Annotated in this window: 16 protein-coding genes, 1 pseudogene and 1 other annotated feature (1 of these 18 running past the window's edge); of the genes and pseudogenes, 11 read left to right on the top strand and 6 right to left on the bottom strand. The window is 35.7% G+C overall.

All coding sequences use genetic code 11. The features are described 5' to 3' along the window. Window positions 1–80, top strand: a binding site (T-box leader) (it extends 137 nt beyond the left edge of the window). 41 nt (window positions 81–121) lie between these two features. The 9 genes and pseudogenes from argS (at window position 122) to H9636_RS01440 (ending at window position 6,515) form a co-directional block, all read left to right on the top strand. Next, window positions 122–1,795 carry an arginine--tRNA ligase gene (gene argS, locus H9636_RS01480; protein ID WP_191705869.1) on the top strand — a complete coding sequence of 558 codons (1,674 nt, stop codon included), beginning with the start codon at window positions 122–124 and terminating at the stop codon, window positions 1,793–1,795. 259 nt (window positions 1,796–2,054) lie between these two features. Beyond that, entirely contained in the window at window positions 2,055–2,360 is a 306-nt protein-coding gene (locus tag H9636_RS01475; RefSeq protein WP_191705868.1) for a hypothetical protein, read from the top strand. Window positions 2,361–2,790: 430 nt separating this feature from the next. Continuing rightward, window positions 2,791–3,111, top strand: a complete 321-nt coding sequence (locus H9636_RS01470; protein WP_191705867.1) for a PadR family transcriptional regulator — start codon at window positions 2,791–2,793, stop codon at window positions 3,109–3,111. A gap of 71 nt (window positions 3,112–3,182) precedes the next feature. Beyond that, a complete protein-coding gene (locus tag H9636_RS01465) occupies window positions 3,183–3,524 on the top strand; it encodes a DUF1048 domain-containing protein (protein ID WP_191705866.1) in 342 nt (113 codons plus the stop codon). 162 nt (window positions 3,525–3,686) lie between these two features. Then, window positions 3,687–4,448: an ABC transporter ATP-binding protein gene (locus H9636_RS01460; protein WP_191705865.1), complete on the top strand. Its 762-nt coding sequence runs from the start codon at window positions 3,687–3,689 to the stop codon at window positions 4,446–4,448. Next, the gene (locus H9636_RS01455; protein ID WP_191705864.1) at window positions 4,449–5,198 is read left to right on the top strand and encodes an ABC transporter permease; all 750 of its coding nucleotides are present in this window, start codon (window positions 4,449–4,451) and stop codon (window positions 5,196–5,198) included. A gap of 283 nt (window positions 5,199–5,481) precedes the next feature. Then, window positions 5,482–5,852 (top strand): annotated as a pseudogene (locus H9636_RS01450) (DUF2089 family protein). Beyond that, a complete protein-coding gene (locus H9636_RS01445) occupies window positions 5,853–6,242 on the top strand; it encodes an SHOCT-like domain-containing protein (protein WP_191705863.1) in 390 nt (129 codons plus the stop codon). A 3-nt stretch (window positions 6,243–6,245) separates the two neighbouring features. Beyond that, on the top strand, window positions 6,246–6,515 hold the full coding sequence (locus tag H9636_RS01440; protein WP_191705862.1) for a hypothetical protein: 270 nt from the start codon (window positions 6,246–6,248) through the stop codon (window positions 6,513–6,515). Window positions 6,516–6,598: 83 nt separating this feature from the next. Here the strand turns inward: H9636_RS01440 and H9636_RS01435 are convergent, their stop codons facing one another. Genes H9636_RS01435 through H9636_RS01420 form a run of 4 tightly spaced genes read right to left on the bottom strand, consistent with a single transcriptional unit; the run spans window position 6,599 to window position 9,999 of the window. Next, on the bottom strand, window positions 6,599–7,387 hold the full coding sequence (locus H9636_RS01435) for a carbon-nitrogen family hydrolase (RefSeq protein WP_191705861.1): 789 nt from the start codon (window positions 7,385–7,387) through the stop codon (window positions 6,599–6,601). A 5-nt stretch (window positions 7,388–7,392) separates the two neighbouring features. Next, window positions 7,393–8,661 carry an MFS transporter gene (locus tag H9636_RS01430; RefSeq protein ID WP_191705860.1) on the bottom strand — a complete coding sequence of 423 codons (1,269 nt, stop codon included), beginning with the start codon at window positions 8,659–8,661 and terminating at the stop codon, window positions 7,393–7,395. A gap of 14 nt (window positions 8,662–8,675) precedes the next feature. Then, on the bottom strand, window positions 8,676–9,347 hold the full coding sequence (locus H9636_RS01425; RefSeq protein WP_191705859.1) for a DUF2848 family protein: 672 nt from the start codon (window positions 9,345–9,347) through the stop codon (window positions 8,676–8,678). After that, the gene (locus H9636_RS01420) at window positions 9,331–9,999 is read right to left on the bottom strand and encodes a GntR family transcriptional regulator (protein ID WP_191705858.1); all 669 of its coding nucleotides are present in this window, start codon (window positions 9,997–9,999) and stop codon (window positions 9,331–9,333) included. Before H9636_RS01420 ends, H9636_RS01425 begins: the two co-directional genes overlap by 17 nt. A gap of 258 nt (window positions 10,000–10,257) precedes the next feature. On the opposite strand from H9636_RS01420, the gene H9636_RS01415 reads away from it, so the two are divergent. Next, window positions 10,258–11,172, top strand: coding sequence for an RCC1 domain-containing protein (locus tag H9636_RS01415; RefSeq protein WP_191705857.1), 915 nt, complete (start codon window positions 10,258–10,260; stop codon window positions 11,170–11,172). Window positions 11,173–11,433: 261 nt separating this feature from the next. On the opposite strand, the gene H9636_RS01410 is transcribed toward H9636_RS01415, so the two are convergent. Continuing rightward, window positions 11,434–11,976 (bottom strand): metal-dependent hydrolase, encoded by a 543-nt coding sequence (locus H9636_RS01410; RefSeq protein WP_191705856.1) that lies wholly within the window; start codon window positions 11,974–11,976, stop codon window positions 11,434–11,436. 115 nt (window positions 11,977–12,091) lie between these two features. Further along, a complete protein-coding gene (locus H9636_RS01405) occupies window positions 12,092–12,535 on the bottom strand; it encodes an Lrp/AsnC family transcriptional regulator (RefSeq protein WP_191705855.1) in 444 nt (147 codons plus the stop codon). Between the two features lie 132 nt (window positions 12,536–12,667). Between H9636_RS01405 and H9636_RS01400 the strand changes: the two genes are divergently transcribed. Continuing rightward, window positions 12,668–13,135, top strand: coding sequence for a carboxymuconolactone decarboxylase family protein (locus H9636_RS01400; protein ID WP_191705854.1), 468 nt, complete (start codon window positions 12,668–12,670; stop codon window positions 13,133–13,135). Window positions 13,136–13,245 lie beyond the last annotated feature (110 nt).

The following is a 13,245-nucleotide window of genomic DNA, read 5'->3' as shown; positions in this document are numbered from 1 at the left end:
CACCCCGTTATGAACGGAAAAGCGGTCACGTTTGTGGCAACTAGAGTGGTACCACGGGAATTTATGCTCTCGTCTCTTTTATAGAGACGGGAGCTTTTTTATTTAGAGGAGGATGAAAAAAATGAAAACGAAATTAGCATTCGTTATCTCGAAGGCATTAAATGAAAGTCTATCGGCACAGGAAATCGAATTAATGTTAGAAAAACCTAAATATGCCCATTTAGGGGATGTTTCTTTTCCTTGTTTTACATTAGCGAAAAAGTTGAAGAAATCGCCCCAACTGATAGCAAACGAAATCGCCGCAAAAATTCAAGGGGATTTTATAAAAGAAGTGCGTGCGGAACAGGCCTATGTCAATGTATTTTTTCATCAACTACAAGTGGGTAAAAATGTAATTGAAAAGGTGCTATTGGAAAAACAGCAATTTGGAACAAAAGGGAAAAATGGTCAGAAAGTCGTTTTAGATTTTTCATCCCCCAATATTGCGAAGCCCTTTTCGATGGGACATCTCCGTTCCACGGTAATTGGTAATGCGTTAGCAAACATTTCTGAGAAGTTAGGTTATGAAGCTATCCGCATTAATCATCTAGGAGATTGGGGTACCCAATTTGGGAAATTGATCGTTGCCTATCAATTGTGGGGCAATCAACAGGCTATTGAACAAAATCCTATTGAAGAGTTATTAAAAATTTATGTAAAGTTTCATGAAGAAGCAGAAAAAGATGCGTCGTTAAATGACAAAGCAAGAGAAGCTTTTAAAGCGCTTGAAGATGACAATGAGGAAGCCCATTCATTATGGAAATGGTTCCGAGATGCTTCGTTAAAGGAGTTTGAAGACATTTATCAAATGTTAGGTGTTTCCTTTGATTCCTACCATGGTGAAGCCTTTTATAACGATAAAATGGGTCCCGTTGTAGAAGAATTAACAAATAAAGGATTACTTGAAGAATCCGATGGGGCGATGGTTGTTCCATTAAAAGAAATGCCACCTTGTTTAATAATGAAAAAGGATGGGGCCACTTTATATGCGACCCGCGATTTAGCAGCGGCCATTTACCGTTACAAGTCATATGAACCAGCTAAAATTTTTTATGTGGTTGGTCATGAACAGTCCCTCCATTTTAAACAATTGTTTGCAGTGTTAAAGAAAATGGGATATCAATGGTCCGAAAATTTAATGCATGTTCCGTTCGGAATGATGTTAAAGGACGGTAAAAAAATGTCTACTCGTAAAGGGAAGGTTGTTTTACTAGCCGATGTGTTAGCGGAAACGATACAAGCTGCGAGAGAAAATATTGAAGAAAAAAACCCCCACCTTAAAAACAAAGAAACGGTAGCAAATGAGGTCGGAATTGGAGCGGTTATTTTCAATGACTTAAAAAATGAACGTATGAATGATATCGAATTTTCTATTGAAAAGATGGTTACTTTTGAAGGAGAAACGGGACCGTATGTTCAATATACGAATGCGAGGATCCATACTTTACTAAGCAAAGGAGAATTTTCATTTACGGATACTCATCTAACCTATTTAGATGGGGAAGCGTGGGAAGTGATAAAACTTATTGAATCTTTTCCTCATGTAATCGAAACTGCTTTTGTTCAAGCAAATCCTTCAACTATCGCAAAATTTAGTTTGCAACTTGCAAGAAGCTTTAATAAATATTATGCAAATACGAAGTTTTTAACGAACGATGAATTACAAAATGAGCGTTTGAAAGTTGCTTATGCGGTTTCGCTCCTTTTACAAGAATCTTTACGATTATTAGGTATTAAAGCACCAAATGAGATGTAAAAATGAACCCTCTCTAATCTTGAGAGGGGAAGTTTTATTATGTAAATGAATAGAATATATGTTTTTTTATGACAAAAATAAGGCTATACGTATTCTTATTTTGTTCTTTTTATTATAAAATTCTAGTTGTAAAGCCCGAGTAAATGTTTATACCGAATTCATCTTCAAGTTCCAAATTACGTTTGACCCTTATTTAAATACGGTAAAAACATAAAGAGTTTAATTCGTCACTTATGTCAATAGTGGGGAGGTTATTGTGATGGAGTATTTATTGATTACTATATCTATTGTAATCATCATTTACCGGATTATTAAAAATAGAATAACGTTAAAGGAGCTGACAAAAAGCCAAATTTTAGGGATCGGGTTATCCTATCTTTTAGCAACATTAATTGGCTTTATTTTAATATACTATGGAGGAAATTGGATTGTAGGATTAATTTCGAATAATATCCTTAAATATATTGTTTTTCTTATCATCGTCTTGATTGTCCTCGATATAAGTGTAATGATTTTAAACAAATTGTTACTGAAAATTACTAAAGGAATATTACCGAAGGAATAAATGTAAACAGTTGTTATTGAAAAGGGCTCAATAAAATTTTATATTTCCACAATCGAGCGCAATTCAAAGTAGAATTTGTGCTCTTTCTTCATGTATAGTTCAAGGGATAAATTGTTGGCAATGAATCATCCCAGAAATAATGAACAGAATAGATAAAAGAACTTTAAAATTTTTTATAAATCCAGTTGACAGTCAATCTACTTAGTGTTACGATGTACCTGTAGTAAGTATTACTTGATATCTGTAGTGCTTATTAGTGGAATTAAAAAATTGCTAAATTTAAAATTGACACCTACACTACTCAGTGTTACAATGTAGTTGTAGTTAGTATTACTTAATAGCCTTTTTCCAAAAAGCTATTAAGTAAAATTTTTCTCTGGTACTAAGTAATACTGAATATAAGTCAGACAGAATAGAGGAGGCTCTGAACATGGAAAATTTAACTGAAATGCTAAAAGGTTCACTTGAAGGTTGTGTGTTGGAAATTATTAGCCGTCATGAAACTTATGGCTATGAAATAACTCGCCGCTTAAATCAGCTTGGGTTTACTGAAGTGGTGGAAGGGACTGTCTACACCATTCTTATGCGTTTAGAAAAGAAAAAATTGGTGAACGTAGTAAAAAAACCGTCAGATATGGGGCCACCCCGTAAGTTTTACTCCCTTAATGAGGCTGGCCGTCAAGAGCTTGAATTATTTTGGAAAAAATGGGATTTTGTATCATCGAAAATTAACGTTCTGAAGTCAACATAGCGGCATAAGATATTTTATTCAATATTTTTAGAAAATCTTATTCAGCTTTATAAAAAAGGAGGATAAATAAAATGATGGAAATGTTCAAAAAAATGATTGGTGATAAAAAAGAGTACAAAATGATGATGGCACGGGTTGAAGCTTTGCCAGAGGACTATCAGTTTGTATTTAAAAAAATTCAAAATTACATGTGGAATTTCGCTTCGGGTAACGGCATGGATATGCTGAAAATTCAATACGAATTAATCGAGTTGTTTGAAGCGGGTGCTGCAGATGGCAGAGAAGTACTGGATATTACAGGGGAAGACGTGGCATCCTTCGCAGACGAACTAGTGACAAACGCTAAAACCTATGTTGCCAAATATCGTGAAAATTTAAATGAGAGTATCAAGAACCGATTCGGAAAAAAATAAATTCTATAGATCATACCGACTGAATAGATAGTTACAAAAATGAATGGTACCTAAACTATTCAGTTATTTTTTAAGGTGGTAGTAAGTGATACTGAATATCTGTGAAACTAAGTAGTTGGTGAATAAATCTGTAAGATGTTTACTTAAAAAGGAGGAAAAAATATGAGCAATGTAGCCATATCAGTAAAAGGGTTAAAGAAGTCTTTTAAAGACAAGGAAGTATTAAAGGGTGTAGATTTTGATGTGAAACGGGGTGAAATTTTTGCGCTATTAGGTTCTAATGGGGCAGGTAAAACGACGACGGTTCATATTCTCTCCACGTTGATGAAAGCTGAAGGAGGAGAGTTGGCTATTTGTGGTTTTGATGTCCAGCGCCAACCCGATCTTGTTCGTCAGCGTATCAGCTTAACAGGGCAATTCGCAGCCTTAGATGGCATGCTCACTGGGAGAGAGAACCTAATGATGATTGCTAAATTACGCGGAGTTTCCAATCCTACTCAAGTCGCAGACAATTTACTAACGAGGTTTAGTTTGACGGATGCGGCCAATCGTCGGGCAGACCAGTATTCAGGTGGGATGAAGCGTCGGCTTGATATCGCCATGAGTCTAATTGGTACTCCAGCAGTTATTTTTCTCGACGAACCAACAACTGGGTTAGACCCCGAAGCACGGATTGAAGTGTGGGAAACCGTTAAAGAACTTGCAGATGGTGGTACGACGATCTTACTGACAACTCAATATCTAGAAGAAGCAGAACAACTGGCGGACCGAATCGCCATTCTGCATGAAGGAAAAATCATCACGACAGGTACCCTTACTGAACTAAAAGAGATGTTCCCACCAGCAAAAGTGGAGTACATCGAAAAGCAGCCGACATTAGAGGATATTTTCCTCGCGATTATTGGTAAAAAGGAGGAAATGTAAATGAAAAACAGAACAGGGGTTTTACTTGGTCGTTTACTGCGTAACATCATGCGCAGTCCAGATACGATTATTACGGTGGCGATCACGCCGATTATGATGATGTTACTATTTGTCTACGTTTTTGGTGGGGCCATCGAAACAGGAACAGATAATTACGTAAATTATTTATTACCGGGAATCTTACTGATGGCAATCGCATCCGGTGTCGCTTACACATCCTTGCGGTTATTTACAGATGTAAAGAGTGGATTAATGGCCCGTTTCATTACGATGCCTATTAAGCGTTCGTCGATAATGTGGGCTCACGTGTTGACCTCTCTTGTTTCCAATGGGTTAACGTTAGTAGTAGTTATTTTGGTAGCCCTTTTAATGGGCTTTCGTTCCAGCGCTAATTTCTTAGATTGGCTCGCTGTAGCTGGAATAATCGGTCTGTTCACGCTAGCACTGACATGGTTGGCGGTCATTCCAGGGTTGAAAGCGAAGTCTATGGAAGGGGCGACAGCCTACTCATACCCGCTAATTTTCTTACCTTTTATTAGTTCCGCTTTTGTCCCTACGGAAACAATGCCTAAATTTATACGCCTATTTGCTGAGAACCAGCCTGTAACGTCAATCGTAAACGCCATTCGCACCCTCTTGTATGAAGGAGCTGTTGGCGACGATATTTGGATTGCACTTGCATGGTGCGTCGGCATCATGATCATCGCTTATTTTTTTGCAAGTAGAGCATTTAAACGGCAGCTAGGGTAAGTACACCATTTGCCTAGTATCTCTTGGGATAACTAAATGTTTTAAAGGCGAGGAGAATATTTCCGTGCCTTTATTAGTTATCAAGCTAAAGGATGATATTATTTCTTATTAAATAAAGTATTTTGCTTTTTACGAGTCAACCACATCCAAAAAATCAATTTATTTAACTTATTAATTAATTTTTTAAATAAAATTATAAAAAATTATAAATAAATTTAAATATAAGTTTAAAAAATAAAATGAATGGTGTATGATAGGATTAAAATAAAGAAAGGAGAACAGTATGGCGTATCCTTTACTTACTAATTGTCCTGTTTGCAGTAAGGCACTTAAAATAACTAAGTTACAGTGTAACCACTGCACGACAACAATAGAAAATGAATTTGAAGTTACAAAACTGGCGACACTTGGTCAAGAGCAGCTCCATTTTATTGAGATTTTTCTTAAATGCCGCGGCAATATTAAAGAGGTCGAAAAGGAGCTCGGAATTTCCTATCCAACGGTCAGAGGAAAATTAGATGAAATTATCTCTACTCTGGGATATTCCACTCAAAAGAAGAAGTAGATAAGAAAAAAATAGTATCGTTATTGGAAAAAGGGGAAATTACGGCAGAGAAAGCCATTGAGTTGTTAAAAGAAGGGGAGGAACTATAAATGAAGGACGAAATTTCAAGGGTCTTAACGCTCGTGGAGGAAGGAAAAATAGATAAGGAAAAAGCGAGCGAATTAATTAGTATTTTACAAGGTAATGATCAACCGGACGAAGGAACGTTAAAAAAGGAAGTCCCATATGGGAGTAAAATGTTAAAAGTTCGTGTGAAATCCGAAGAAGGTGATAATGTCAATGTGAATTTACCGATTAATCTAGTAAAGGCTGTTTTAAAAGTAGGTACAAATATTGCGGATAAAATACCTGAGGCAGAAAAATATGTAAAAGATATAAACGTTGACTTGCTTATCGAAGCAATTGAAAATGAATTGGACGGACAAATTGTTGACATTACATCGGCAAATGGCGATAAAGTTTCTGTGGTGATTGAGTAAATTATGTTAAAAGTTAAGATGACAGTTAAGGGTAAACGATACTTTATTCCGGTTCCCTATGCAGTTTTACACGTCGTTACTTTATTTATTACATCCAAAAGGATCACTGGCATTATCAATCGCGCAATGAAAAAGGAAAGTAGCAAATTCATTTTCCCAGAAATTGAAAGAAAAGATTTAAAGCACTTGTTGCAGGAAATCTCTCATAACAGTGGTGTTACACTTGTTGAAACGAAATTGAAGGATGGAACTGTAGTAGAAGTGAAGCTTTAATGAACTTCTTCTTTTAGATTTTTCGATGGAAAGAAATAGAGAAAAAGCTACTTCAAGAGATTTATCTTGAAGTAGCTCCACTATTATAATTTTCTATATTTCTCCGGTACTCTGGACTCGAATATCGGAACTTCTTTTCGGATTTTTGGTACTTTATCTAAATCTAAATTTGCTTTAAGCTCACCAACTTCTTGATCTAATTTTTGAACGATATCTCCCCACGGGTCTATAATTTGTGAGCAACCTGCAAATTCTACTCCTAACTTTGTCCCCGTAACATTGGATGCGACAACATACATTTGGTTTTCAATTGCACGCGCACGGAGTAACGTATTCCAGTGACTCTCCCTTGCAAGTGGCCATTCCGCTACAATATGGAGCACTTGAATACCTTGTAAGGCTAAATCACGAATAATTTCAGGGAATCGTAAATCATAACAAATAATGACGCCCATCTTTACACCTTCAAGTTCAAATACTTCCACTTGATTAAGGCCGGCACTTAAATACTTTGGCTCATCAAGCATTGGGACAAGATGCATCTTATCGTATTTGTGAACAATTTCACCCGTTCGATTGACAATAACAGCACGATTAAAGATATCGTTACCTTCCAATATGGCCATTGAACCGCCTACTAAGTTTACATTAAACTTTTTAGCTAACGACTGTAAAAATGTAATGGATTGCGAACCATCCACTTCACAAATATCTCTCAATTCTTCCAACGCATATCCGGTAGACCACATTTCAGGAAGTACTACGATATCTAAATCATTACTGTAGTTTGCTTCTAACCAGCTCTCTATGATTCTTCTATTCTCTTCTGGCTTTCCAACTTCCAATTCCATTTGAAATACTAAATAATTCATATTGGTCACTCCTCATTTGTATTTAATAATGATGTATCCGGTTTCACTAACAACCATAAGATAGCTGCAATGAATACTGGGACAATCGTTAGTCCTAACGTCATATTCCATCCGAACTCTTCCGCTAACCAACCACATAACAATGGTGACACGAATGCTCCTAGATTTCCCCACAAGTTCATCCAACCTGAAACGGAACCGGAAAAGTTTCTACCTAAATCTGTAGCAGTAGCCCAAGAACAAACAACGGTGAAACCTAGTGAACCTAAGCATAATGATAACCATAAAACATTCAAATAGGGCGAAACAGTCATAACAGCTAAGTACATTGAAATAATAAATATAATTAGGCCTGAAATAGCTAATGATGATCTAGAAATTTGTTTTGAAAAACCTTTGCGTACTAAACGGTCTGAAAGAATACCACCTAACATGACAGTTATTAATATTGCTAACCATGGTAGACTTGCAGCAAATCCCATTTTAGTTAATGAGAATCCTCTATCTTCTAGTAAATATGTAGGTAACCATACTAAAAAGAACGTAATGATATATAAAACTACAAAATATTGGACGCCTAATGCCCAAAATCGATAGCTTTTCAAAAATGTTTTCCATGGTGCTCTCGCCTTGTCGGTATTAACAATTTCTCTACCTTCAATAATATATTCTTTTTCGTGTTCATTTACTAATTTGTGAATTTCAGGATAATCTCTAGCAATCACCCACCATACACCCGCAATGATAATTCCGATTATCCCAAAAATATAAAATACTGCTTGCCAGCCAAAAAATTGATAGATGTATACTGTAACGATAGGGGCTATAACGGGTCCAAAATAGGAACCAGCCAATAAGGCACTGGATGCTCGAGCTTTTTCATCTCTTCTAAACCAGTTTGTATTAAATACAGCATTCGCTGGAAACATTGGCCCTTCTCCTACACCAAATAAAAATCTAACGGCATATAACAAACCGTGGGATTTAACTAAACCGGTTAATGCAGTAAATACCGACCACCATATTAAAGCGAAAGTAATCATTTTCCTTGGTCCAAATTTTTCTGCCAAAAGGCCAGCGGGAATTTGTACTAACGCATACCCTAATGAGAATAATGATGCAAGCATCCCAAATTGAACTTTATCTAAACCTAAATCGTCCATCATTGGTTTTGCAATGATTGAAATATTCGATCTATCCATGTAAGCGATTACACCAATGATAAAGAAAAAAAATGCTAGTCCCCATCTAACCTTTGTTGGTTTCTTTTTCAAGTAAATTCCACTCCTTAATTAACAATAGAATAATAGTGCTTAATTTTTCTGTTTAACTTCGGATGTTCGATTTCGTATTCGAATTTTTCACCAAAAATAAATCCATTTTTTGTAGGCACCGTACCGGAATAAATTACAGTGTTTTCTAAATCCTTTTCCCCTAAGTCGTCCAGTTTTTTTAATAAAATATCAACCTCTAAAAGGGCCTCTAAAGTGTCTTCTTGATATAAATATTTTTCTCCATTGGATGTAACATAGGAACGGAGAATAATATGATCCCAATCATCTTTCAAATCTGCTAATTTCCAAAAATCAGATGCAATTGGTTTATCACATATTAATTTAGACTTTAAAATATCTTCCTTTTCTACTTCCCGATCGGTATGATCGCTTCCAAGGGTAACTAACCATTCTGTTCCGTCATGGAATAAGACATATTCGGCTTCTCCAGAAGAAGTTTTGCTACTATGACATTCATTTGAAAAATTAAGTTGATCAATTTGTTGTGGGTAAATCATCGGTACACTAGATGGGGGTGCAATCCCTAATTCGTTCAATTCATCAATGTGTTCTTGGATTTTTTCGATATTTCTACCCCCATACCCAACAACAATTACTTTTTTAATATGAATTTCATGCTTTTTAATCTCTCCATTGGAAAGGTGTAAATTAATCATTTTCTTCATTTGATTTCCTCCTTAATTGGCTAATAATTTCATTTTTTGTATTGCCCACATGGGTATTTGAAGCTTTTAGAAGCTGATTGATATCTTGTGATTTTAAAGCTTCAATAATTTCTTTATGCTCCGAAATTGTTTCTTCAATCCGTGACTCTTTCGTGATAGCTTTTAAGCCGAACCATCTAATTTGATCTCCAATTTCCTCAAACCATTTTTCTAATCGCTCATTTTTAGTTAATAATACGATTTGGGAATGGAATTCCTTATCTAAATCAATAAATTTCTGATGGTTTGTTTTATTTTTTTCTTGTTCCTCAATGTAACCTTCTAATCTTTTAATTTGTTCTGACGTAATATTTCCGCAAATTTTTTCAAGTGAGAAACGGTCAAACATAATTCGGATTTCCATTACTTCTAAAACTTGTTCTTCTGTAATTTCATTAATAAACGTACCTACACGTGGCTTTGAAACAATCCATTTTTCTCGTTCTAATAACGAGAGTGCTTCTCTAATAGGAGTTCTACTTATTCCTAATTTTTCACTTAAGTCTCTTTCATAAATTGCCTGACCCGGTAAGAGTTCATAATTCAGAATGGATTTTTTAATTTCTTCAAAAGCAATTTCCCTTAAAGCCATCCCTGTCTCAATTTTTTTCATCTTTAACCTCCCTGGTATGTGGTATACCAATGATACTATAATCGTAAAATTCAGTCAACTTAATAAATTGCTAGTTAAATACATTTTTTTCTAAATTTCTTAGAAATGAACAACTGCATTTGCCATCGGAAAAAGATTATAATGAATTATAGTATAGAAAAACCTACTTCTTGAATAAACAGTAGAGGTAGGGAATCCATGAATTAAATGTACTAGTTTAAATAATTACTAGGATACTTTTATGAAAGGATGTAAAATATGGATTTTATTTCGTCCGAAAAAGCGATGTTACAGATAAAACAGTGGCCAAAAGATACCATTGCCTCGGGGCGTCGGCATACCGTTGGACTTAAATCGGACGGCACGGTGGTAGCTGTGGGTGATAATAAATTGGGCCAATGTGATGTAAATGACTGGCGAGATATAACGGCGGTCGCTGCTGGTAAAGTTCATATGGCGACAAACACGGGAAATGTTCATACAATCGGTCTTAAAATAGACGGCACCGTATTGGCTATGGGTTGGAATAAGTATGATCAATGCAATGTAAACAGTTGGCATAATATTGAGGCGATTGCGGCGGGTTGGCGTCATACCGTTGGATTGAAATCAGATGGTACGGTAGTAGCGGTAGGTCGAAATAATGACGGTGAATGCAATGTGAATGACTGGCATGATATTGTGGCAGTTTCTGCAGGTGATTGGCATACAATCGGTCTTAAAATAGACGGCACCGTATTGGCTACAGGTAATAATCGTTATCGTCAATGCAATGTTAACGACTGGGCTGATATAGTAGCCGTCGGAGCAGGTTATCTTCATACAATTGCTCTGCAATCAAATGGAACTGTGATGGCTGTAGGTTTCAATAAACATGGACAATGCGAAGTAAGTGACTGGCGAGAGATTGTGTCAATTGCAGCAGGAAGTAATCATACAATCGGCCTCAAATCAGACGGCACGGTAGTAGCGGTAGGTTGGAATGAGTATGGTCAATGTAATGTAAGTGATTGGTTTGATATTGTGGCGATATCGGCAGGTTGTGCCCATACGGTTGGTCTAAAATCGGACGGCACGGTTGTTGCAGTAGGTAATAATGAATATGGCCAATGTGATGTAAGTGACTGGTTTAATATCAAACTTCCTAACAGTTTATCTAACTTCGATTCGTAAAACACTAAACAATGGGATTTCCTTCTTTATTACTAAATAAAGGATAGTAAAATAATATTTTTTTCAAGCTAACGATTAAATTCTTGAACGTTAAAGCCTATTCCCTCCTTGCGAAGAAGTAATGTAATCTAGTACCGACTGCTCTTTGAAAAGATTCACCTATGGGAAATCTATTACCGGTAAGTTCAAATTGTAAAGTGCTCATTAAAAAAGGGTGTTATCTATTTGTAAAAATAGGATAACACCTTTTTTGGGGTATTTTTAGAAAACAAATGGAACGATCGTATCTAGTACCATTAAAACAATTAAAATTGGGCCAATTACCATTGTTAGGGAATCGCCGATGCCGCCCCCTTTAAATTTAGCAATACGGAAACTTTTTGAACTGAAAGGATAAAGGAGAGGAATGCCCCTTCTCGTTAACAGGTCTAAAAATAAATGACTAAACATTCCGTAACTAATCCCAATAACAAATAAGCGAGATAAGTTATGGATTGTACCTGTAAATTGGTTTGTAAGGAAGTAAAGTAATGCCGAAAATGCAAAAATGACAATCGGTGTATGGACGATACTTCGATGCCCTAGTGTTTTACTAATTATAAAAGAGGCAATTTTAAGCTTTCTGCCAATATAGCTATTTCGATGATCAATATCTGGTAACAGTGATCCTAATAGAGCACCGCAAAGTACTACTCCAATATTCACGATCCCATCTATCGCTCCGTTATTTATCGTTGGTATTATGTATTTTGAGACAGCAACTCCTGCTGTTAAGCCACCCATCAGATGTGCAGGTTTATTCATGGGAGTGGTCCTCCTTCTTTTAATTATGTTCATCTTCTAAGGGAGAAGAAGGATTAAACAAGGGTGACAATCTATTCCTTCAATAGGGAGTAGCTTCATTGTAAACAATTAATTCCTATTCGTCCAAATCAAATTTTAAATTTGTTGGAACGCTAGAAAAAATAAAGTGGGTTACAGTTTGGGCATAGGGACCGACAGCATCAATGAATTCTTCTGCTTTCGCAAGAGTATCAAATTGCATTTTAAGCATAAAACAGGCATTTCCTGCAATCCGATAACAAAATTCTACGTTTGGAAGGGATGCTATATATTGTTTAAAAGATAGATATTCGCCGTTTTTTATCGTTGCTTCTATTAAACATTGAATCGGTAAACCGATTTTTTCATAGTCAACCTCTAACGTATATTTTTTTATAATCCCAAATGACTCCATTTGTCTTACTCGTTCAGTTACTGATGGGGAAGACAAATTCACTCTTCTTCCAAGTTCACTCATTGATAAGCGACTATTTTGAAGTAATTCATCCAAAATTTTTTTATCCATATCATCAATTTTCATTTTTAAAGTGATACCCCCAAATTTCGTTAATTATTAAAAAAATTTCCCTGTTATTCGTTTTGAATTAAATGTGATTTAGTTTTTTTCTTCATTATAATTAAACCATATTAAATATAACAAGGAGGTCATGATATGGCAAGGATTGTAGAGTCACAATATGGAGAAACCCCATTTCAAAGACTTTTAGGGCATAACAAAGAAGTGATGGAAAGATGGTCCCATTTAGGAGATGTGTTAGAAAATGACGGTTTGCTTCCGGCAAAATTGAAAGAACAAGTGAGAAGAACTTTAGCCCAAAGTAATGGATGTGAATATTGCAAAGCAAAAGGGAAACCTGACCCGCTATTGTTTGACGAAAAAACATCTATCGCTGTTGGATTTGCAGAAGTTTTTTTAAAACAAAAGGGAGATATATCTGATGCTCATTTTAATATATTAAAGGATTACTTTACGGAAGAGGAAATTAGCGAACTATGTGCATTTATTACTTTTACAACCGCACAACAATACTTTGGCGCAATGATGAAATTAAAGCCACAAGAAGATCCTTCTTTTAATCAATTGCTTTATCAAATGTTAGATGGTAGACAAATGAAATAGAAATAGTTATGGATAGTAATTGATGAAAGGAAGTATTTTCAATAACTTAGTTTAAGAGGATAGTTGTCAACGTTTTGGAGAAAATAAACCTAATAATGAGAATTAGGAGC

This window comes from Ureibacillus galli (assembly GCF_014836845.1).
Classification (GTDB): Bacteria; Bacillota; Bacilli; order Bacillales_A; family Planococcaceae; genus Ureibacillus; species Ureibacillus galli.
Note: the sequence above shows the minus strand (reverse complement) of the source record. Positions and strands in the feature narration are given on the sequence as shown.

What these genes read in the sequence shown, in the direction of transcription:
- H9636_RS01415 (WP_191705857.1), top strand. Translation starts at nt 10,258, where the DNA reads ATGGATTTTATTTCGTCCGAAAAAGCGATGTTACAGATAAAACAGTGG.
- H9636_RS01425 (WP_191705859.1), bottom strand. Translation starts at nt 9,347, where the DNA reads ATGAAGAAAATGATTAATTTACACCTTTCCAATGGAGAGATTAAAAAG.
- H9636_RS01440 (WP_191705862.1), top strand. Translation starts at nt 6,246, where the DNA reads ATGTTAAAAGTTAAGATGACAGTTAAGGGTAAACGATACTTTATTCCG.
- H9636_RS01405 (WP_191705855.1), bottom strand. Translation starts at nt 12,535, where the DNA reads ATGAAAATTGATGATATGGATAAAAAAATTTTGGATGAATTACTTCAA.
- H9636_RS01465 (WP_191705866.1), top strand. Translation starts at nt 3,183, where the DNA reads ATGATGGAAATGTTCAAAAAAATGATTGGTGATAAAAAAGAGTACAAA.
- H9636_RS01435 (WP_191705861.1), bottom strand. Translation starts at nt 7,387, where the DNA reads ATGAATTATTTAGTATTTCAAATGGAATTGGAAGTTGGAAAGCCAGAA.
- H9636_RS01420 (WP_191705858.1), bottom strand. Translation starts at nt 9,999, where the DNA reads ATGAAAAAAATTGAGACAGGGATGGCTTTAAGGGAAATTGCTTTTGAA.
- H9636_RS01460 (WP_191705865.1), top strand. Translation starts at nt 3,687, where the DNA reads ATGAGCAATGTAGCCATATCAGTAAAAGGGTTAAAGAAGTCTTTTAAA.
- argS (WP_191705869.1), top strand. Translation starts at nt 122, where the DNA reads ATGAAAACGAAATTAGCATTCGTTATCTCGAAGGCATTAAATGAAAGT.
- H9636_RS01410 (WP_191705856.1), bottom strand. Translation starts at nt 11,976, where the DNA reads ATGAATAAACCTGCACATCTGATGGGTGGCTTAACAGCAGGAGTTGCT.
- H9636_RS01400 (WP_191705854.1), top strand. Translation starts at nt 12,668, where the DNA reads ATGGCAAGGATTGTAGAGTCACAATATGGAGAAACCCCATTTCAAAGA.
- H9636_RS01475 (WP_191705868.1), top strand. Translation starts at nt 2,055, where the DNA reads ATGGAGTATTTATTGATTACTATATCTATTGTAATCATCATTTACCGG.
- H9636_RS01445 (WP_191705863.1), top strand. Translation starts at nt 5,853, where the DNA reads ATGAAGGACGAAATTTCAAGGGTCTTAACGCTCGTGGAGGAAGGAAAA.
- H9636_RS01470 (WP_191705867.1), top strand. Translation starts at nt 2,791, where the DNA reads ATGGAAAATTTAACTGAAATGCTAAAAGGTTCACTTGAAGGTTGTGTG.
- H9636_RS01455 (WP_191705864.1), top strand. Translation starts at nt 4,449, where the DNA reads ATGAAAAACAGAACAGGGGTTTTACTTGGTCGTTTACTGCGTAACATC.